This window comes from Novosphingobium sp. AP12 (assembly GCF_000281975.1).
Lineage (GTDB): Bacteria > Pseudomonadota > Alphaproteobacteria > Sphingomonadales > Sphingomonadaceae > Novosphingobium.
The window spans coordinates 1-4,224 of sequence record NZ_AKKE01000104.1 but is presented as its reverse complement, the minus strand read 5'-3'; the positions used below and the strand labels follow the sequence as shown (position 1 = coordinate 4,224).

The window sequence follows — 4,224 nt, the reverse complement described above, 5'->3', positions numbered from 1 at the left end:
CGGCTTGAGACCGCCGATGGCATAGACGTCCGCCACCCGTGCGCCCGTCTCGAGCGCCAGCGGCGAGGCTCCGCCCCAGTAGACCGGGATCGTTCCATGCACTGGCCGGACCTCCGCCAGCGCACGGTCGAAGCGATACCAATCGCCCTCGTGGCTCACCGGCTCACGCGCTTCCCAGATAGAGCGCATGATTCCCACGTATTCGCCGCTGCGCCGGTAGCGCTCATCCTTGGTGTGATAGTCTCCGTCGCAGGTGAGTTCGAGGTCGTTGGCACCGGTGATGACGTGCACGCCGGCCCGGCCCCCGCTCAACTGGTCGAGCGTGGCGAACATGCGCGCAGCCATGGTGGGGGCGATGAAGCCCGGTCGGTGCGCTACCATGAACGCAAGCCGCCGCGTGATCCCGGCGGCATAGCTGGCGATCGCGAAAGGGTCGGGCGCATAGGAGTTCTGCAAGATCAGCACCCGGTCGAAGCCGTTCTCGTCGAAGGCGCGGGCGAGAGTGCCGATCATTTCCGCATCGAAGGGCGGCCCACCCGCCCGAGAGATTTCCGACGCATTGCGATGGAGCAGGACTCCGAGGATCTCGAGCGGCATGGCGGGTCTCCCTGGCCCGGCGACATGATTGCTTCGCCCGGCTGATTGCGCCGCGAAACTGGCAGGTGACCGCAGAGCGAATAACTCAAGAAATCTATTACTCTGCGAGAGAAGCTTGATCGACCGTGAGGGCCTTCCCTCGGCCATCACGGAAACGGCGCTCAAGATGAACATCGTCAAGCTCGAACGCATGATCGGGGTCTACGAGGCCGGCAGCTTCCGCAAAGCGGCCCGCACCTTCGGGATGTCACAGCCCGCCCTCACCTGGAGCATCCGTCAGCTTGAAGAAAGCCTCGGGCTCTCGTTGTTCGATCGGGGGCCGTCCGGCATCCGTCCGACCGAAGCCTGCGAGACGCTGATCGTCCGTGCTCGCCTGATCGTCAACGAACACAACCGCCTGCTTGCGGAAGTGGAGCGCACCAATCGCTCGCAAGTGATTGTGGTGGGTGTCCATCCGGTTCTGCTGAACAGCCAGTTCGCGCATGCGGTAGCCGCCTTCCGCGAACGCGAGCCCTCCGTCACTCTTCGCGTGGTCGAGGCCTACAGCGCCGACCTCATTGCCCTATTGCGGCGAGGCGAACTCGATCTTGCGTTCTCCGCAGCGCCTACCGGCGATGACGAAGCCGACGAGATCGCCTTCGAACCCTTGCTGCGACAGTATTACTCGGTGTTCGGGCGCGCCGACCACGCGATCTTCGACGAAATTGCCCACGAAAGGCCGATCGGCAAACATGCTTGGGCCCAGGCGGACGCCCCCAACGTAGCTGCAGGGAAGGCGGCGGGTGCGGCGCGGCACGATAATTCGAATCAGGTGCTGGACCTGCTCGCCTGCTTCGGAATGACCGAGGATATGGTGGCGGTTCGTTCCGCATCGATGCACCTGATCCGCCGGATGGTGCTGGACGGCGGCTTGCTCGGCATGGTCCCGGACAGCCAGTTCGACACCGAACTGCGGGACGGCAGCGTGCGTCAGGTCCCCGGATCGGTCATCGAAGGCCCCCCGCTGGGCCTGCTATGGATCGAAGGGGGATACGAGACGGTGGCCAGGCGCCGCCTGAAATCGGTCCTGCGCGTCATGCAGGTCCCAAAACGGCTGGAAACCATCGCTGCCTGACGCTCGGGCCGACCGCGATAGAACGCCTCTATCACAGGTCAACATTAGTTCTCTGTTCTCGCCCCCGACACTGCCGCACGATGAGCAGACTGGTTTGGTGGGAATCCAGTCGCTCACCATACCCTTCTTCTTCATACAGGCGAGATCGACGATGAACCAACGTCCCCTTAACCCGGTCACGGACGAGCACATCGAGACCTACCGCCGCGACGGCGTGGTCTGCCTGCGCCAGATGTTCGACGCCGAATGGATCGGAAAGCTCCAGCAGGCCGCGCTCGAAGTCGCCGCCGATCCTGCCGCCCACGGCCTGACCGGTCCGTCGCATGGCGCGATGATCTCGGTCTCGCACCTCTGGCACAGGCCGGGGGCGTTCCGCGACTTCGCCTTCAACTCGCCGGCGGGCGAGATCGTCGGGCGCGTGATCGAGGCGGACAACGTGCAGATGTTCCACGATCACCTGTTCCGCAAGCCGCCGAAGTCCCCGTCGATAATGCAGTGGCATGCCGACCACCTCTGGCCCTTCACCGGCACGATGATCCCGAACCTGTGGGTGGCCCTCTCGCCGGTGAACGAAGAGAACGGGCGCATCGAATTCGTCGCGGGCTACCACCGCTTCTGCATCGAGACCGGCTCGCGGTTCGGGCCCGCGGGCGACGGAACGTTCCGCTTCCCCGACTTCGAAGGCGAGCGCGGCAATCCCGATTTCCCTTTCCGCTTCGTTACCTGGGATCTTCAACCGGGAGATGCCGTGCTGTTCCACGTAGACATCCCGCACTATTCCAAAGGCAACGATTCCGAGTCCCTAGCCCGCACCGGCCTTGCCATGCGGATGATCGGCGACGACTGCTACTGGTGCCCGCGCGAAGGCCTGATGCCGGTGCAGGGCATGGACCTGCTGAGCCAGCCGGACGGCGTCCACCCCGAGCCCGGGGAACTGCTTCCGCTGATCTGGCGCCGGCCCGACGACGAGCCGCGCGCGTTCACCCCGCGCGAGGAGCAGGTCGCATGAACTTCGATGCCAGCAAGCGTGAATTCTTGGGCCGCGGTGCGGCCCTTCTCGCCGGCCTTGGCCTTGTCGATGCGGCCTGGGCCGGACCTGCACCAGCAGCCGCAAAAGTCGAACCCATCAAAGGCCCCGACCTGCCGATGGAGTTCCCCGGGACCGGCGGCGAAGTACCCTGGCTCAAGCGGGTCTTCCACCTTTATTCCGGCGCCGACGGCCTGACGGTTGCCGAGCAGCTTGAAGTGGTGGGGCCTCGCGGCCAGGCTATCGCGACGCTGCTGCGCCGCACTGCGGTTCGCGTGACACTGGGCGGATCTCAGCCGAACGCAGGCTTCGGCTTCCACGTCGCCCACCAGCCTACGCTGCTGATCCCGATCTTCGGATCGATGATGATCGGCCTGCATGACGGCACCGAATACGAACTGCGCCACGGCGACCTCGCCTACGCCGAGGACTGCACCGGCAAGGGCCACATCTCGAAAGCGGGGCCCGAAGGCTCCTTCATGGTCGCGGTCCAACTCCCCAAGGACGGCTGCCCGGCAAACGGCAGCTCCGATATGGCGAAAGTCTGGTCCGAGTGATCCCGAACCCGCCCTGCCCGCGCCCGGAGTTCCCAGCCCTTCCTGCCGAGGACACCATGTGAAGAAGAGTGCATATCTGGGTTGGGCGATTGGCTCGTTCACTTCTTCCGCGCTGGTGAGCGCGGTGGGGCTGCTGCACTTGCGCTTCATGACGGACTCGCTCGGCATCACCATCGGCGTCGCGGGCATGTTCACGGTGTTGGCGAAGATCTACGACGCTGCGTGCGATCCGCTGATGGGATATCTCGGCGATCGCACACATACCCGCTTCGGAAAGTATCGCCCCTACCTTCTGGGCGGCGGACTGCTCGCCGGGCTTTCGATGGTCATGCTGTTCAACGTGCCCGGCGCCCTGTCCGGCACCGCGCTCTGGGCCTGGGTCATCATGACCCTGCTGGTCTTCTCGACCGCCTACACCGTGTTCCGCATACCCTACCTCGCACTGGGCCGGGCCATCACCGCCGACTTCGCCGAACGCTCGAAGCTGATGACGTTCAGCGTCTATGGGTCGTCGCTCGGCAACATGGCGGCGACGGCCGCGGCACCGTTCCTGCTCTCGCGGATCGGCAGCGACCGCGCCGGCCACGGGGTTGTCGCCGTGGTCCTGGGTATCCTAATCGCCCTGGGCGGCATCGCCTCGTTCCTGCTCCTGCGCGAGCGTGAAGCGCCCGAGCCCCAAAAAACCGATGGCGGATCGCTGCGCGAAGCCTTCGCGGCGCTACGCCGCAACCGCCCGTTCCTCTGCCTGATCGGCTTCAAGCTGGTATTGTTCTCGGGCCTGACCGTCCACATGTCGGCAATCCCCTTCTACACACGGCATGTGCTGGGCGTGGCTGACAGCACGTTGGGCTCGATCTTCCTTGTCCAGACGCTGGCGATGATGGGGTCGCAGTACCTGTGGGTACGGCTGGCGGGACGCCACGGCCGCC

Annotated in this window: 5 protein-coding genes; 4 read left to right on the top strand and 1 reads right to left on the bottom strand. The window is 65.1% G+C overall.

Features of this window, described 5'->3' with window-relative positions:
- The coding region (locus PMI02_RS15135) for an LLM class flavin-dependent oxidoreductase (protein WP_007684316.1) at window positions 1-597 on the bottom strand (597 nt) is incomplete at its 3' end.
- Window positions 598-763: 166 nt separating this feature from the next.
- Here PMI02_RS15135 and PMI02_RS25935 point away from each other — a divergent pair.
- From PMI02_RS25935 to PMI02_RS15115, 4 genes are all read left to right on the top strand, one after another.
- A complete protein-coding gene (locus PMI02_RS25935; protein WP_157222538.1) occupies window positions 764-1,711 on the top strand; it encodes a LysR family transcriptional regulator in 948 nt (315 codons plus the stop codon).
- A gap of 151 nt (window positions 1,712-1,862) precedes the next feature.
- A complete protein-coding gene (locus PMI02_RS15125) occupies window positions 1,863-2,720 on the top strand; it encodes a phytanoyl-CoA dioxygenase family protein (RefSeq protein ID WP_007684314.1) in 858 nt (285 codons plus the stop codon).
- Window positions 2,717-3,295: a hypothetical protein gene (locus tag PMI02_RS27520; protein WP_007684313.1), complete on the top strand. Its 579-nt coding sequence runs from the start codon at window positions 2,717-2,719 to the stop codon at window positions 3,293-3,295. The genes PMI02_RS15125 and PMI02_RS27520 overlap by 4 nt, the downstream gene beginning before the upstream one ends.
- A gap of 58 nt (window positions 3,296-3,353) precedes the next feature.
- Window positions 3,354-4,224: MFS transporter (locus PMI02_RS15115; RefSeq protein ID WP_007684312.1), on the top strand; the 871-nt coding region annotated here is incomplete at its 3' end.

Coding starts and splice junctions, on each gene's coding strand:
- PMI02_RS25935 (WP_157222538.1), top strand. CDS start 764: ATGAACATCGTCAAGCTCGAACGCATGATCGGGGTCTACGAGGCCGGC.
- PMI02_RS15125 (WP_007684314.1), top strand. CDS start 1,863: ATGAACCAACGTCCCCTTAACCCGGTCACGGACGAGCACATCGAGACC.
- PMI02_RS27520 (WP_007684313.1), top strand. CDS start 2,717: ATGAACTTCGATGCCAGCAAGCGTGAATTCTTGGGCCGCGGTGCGGCC.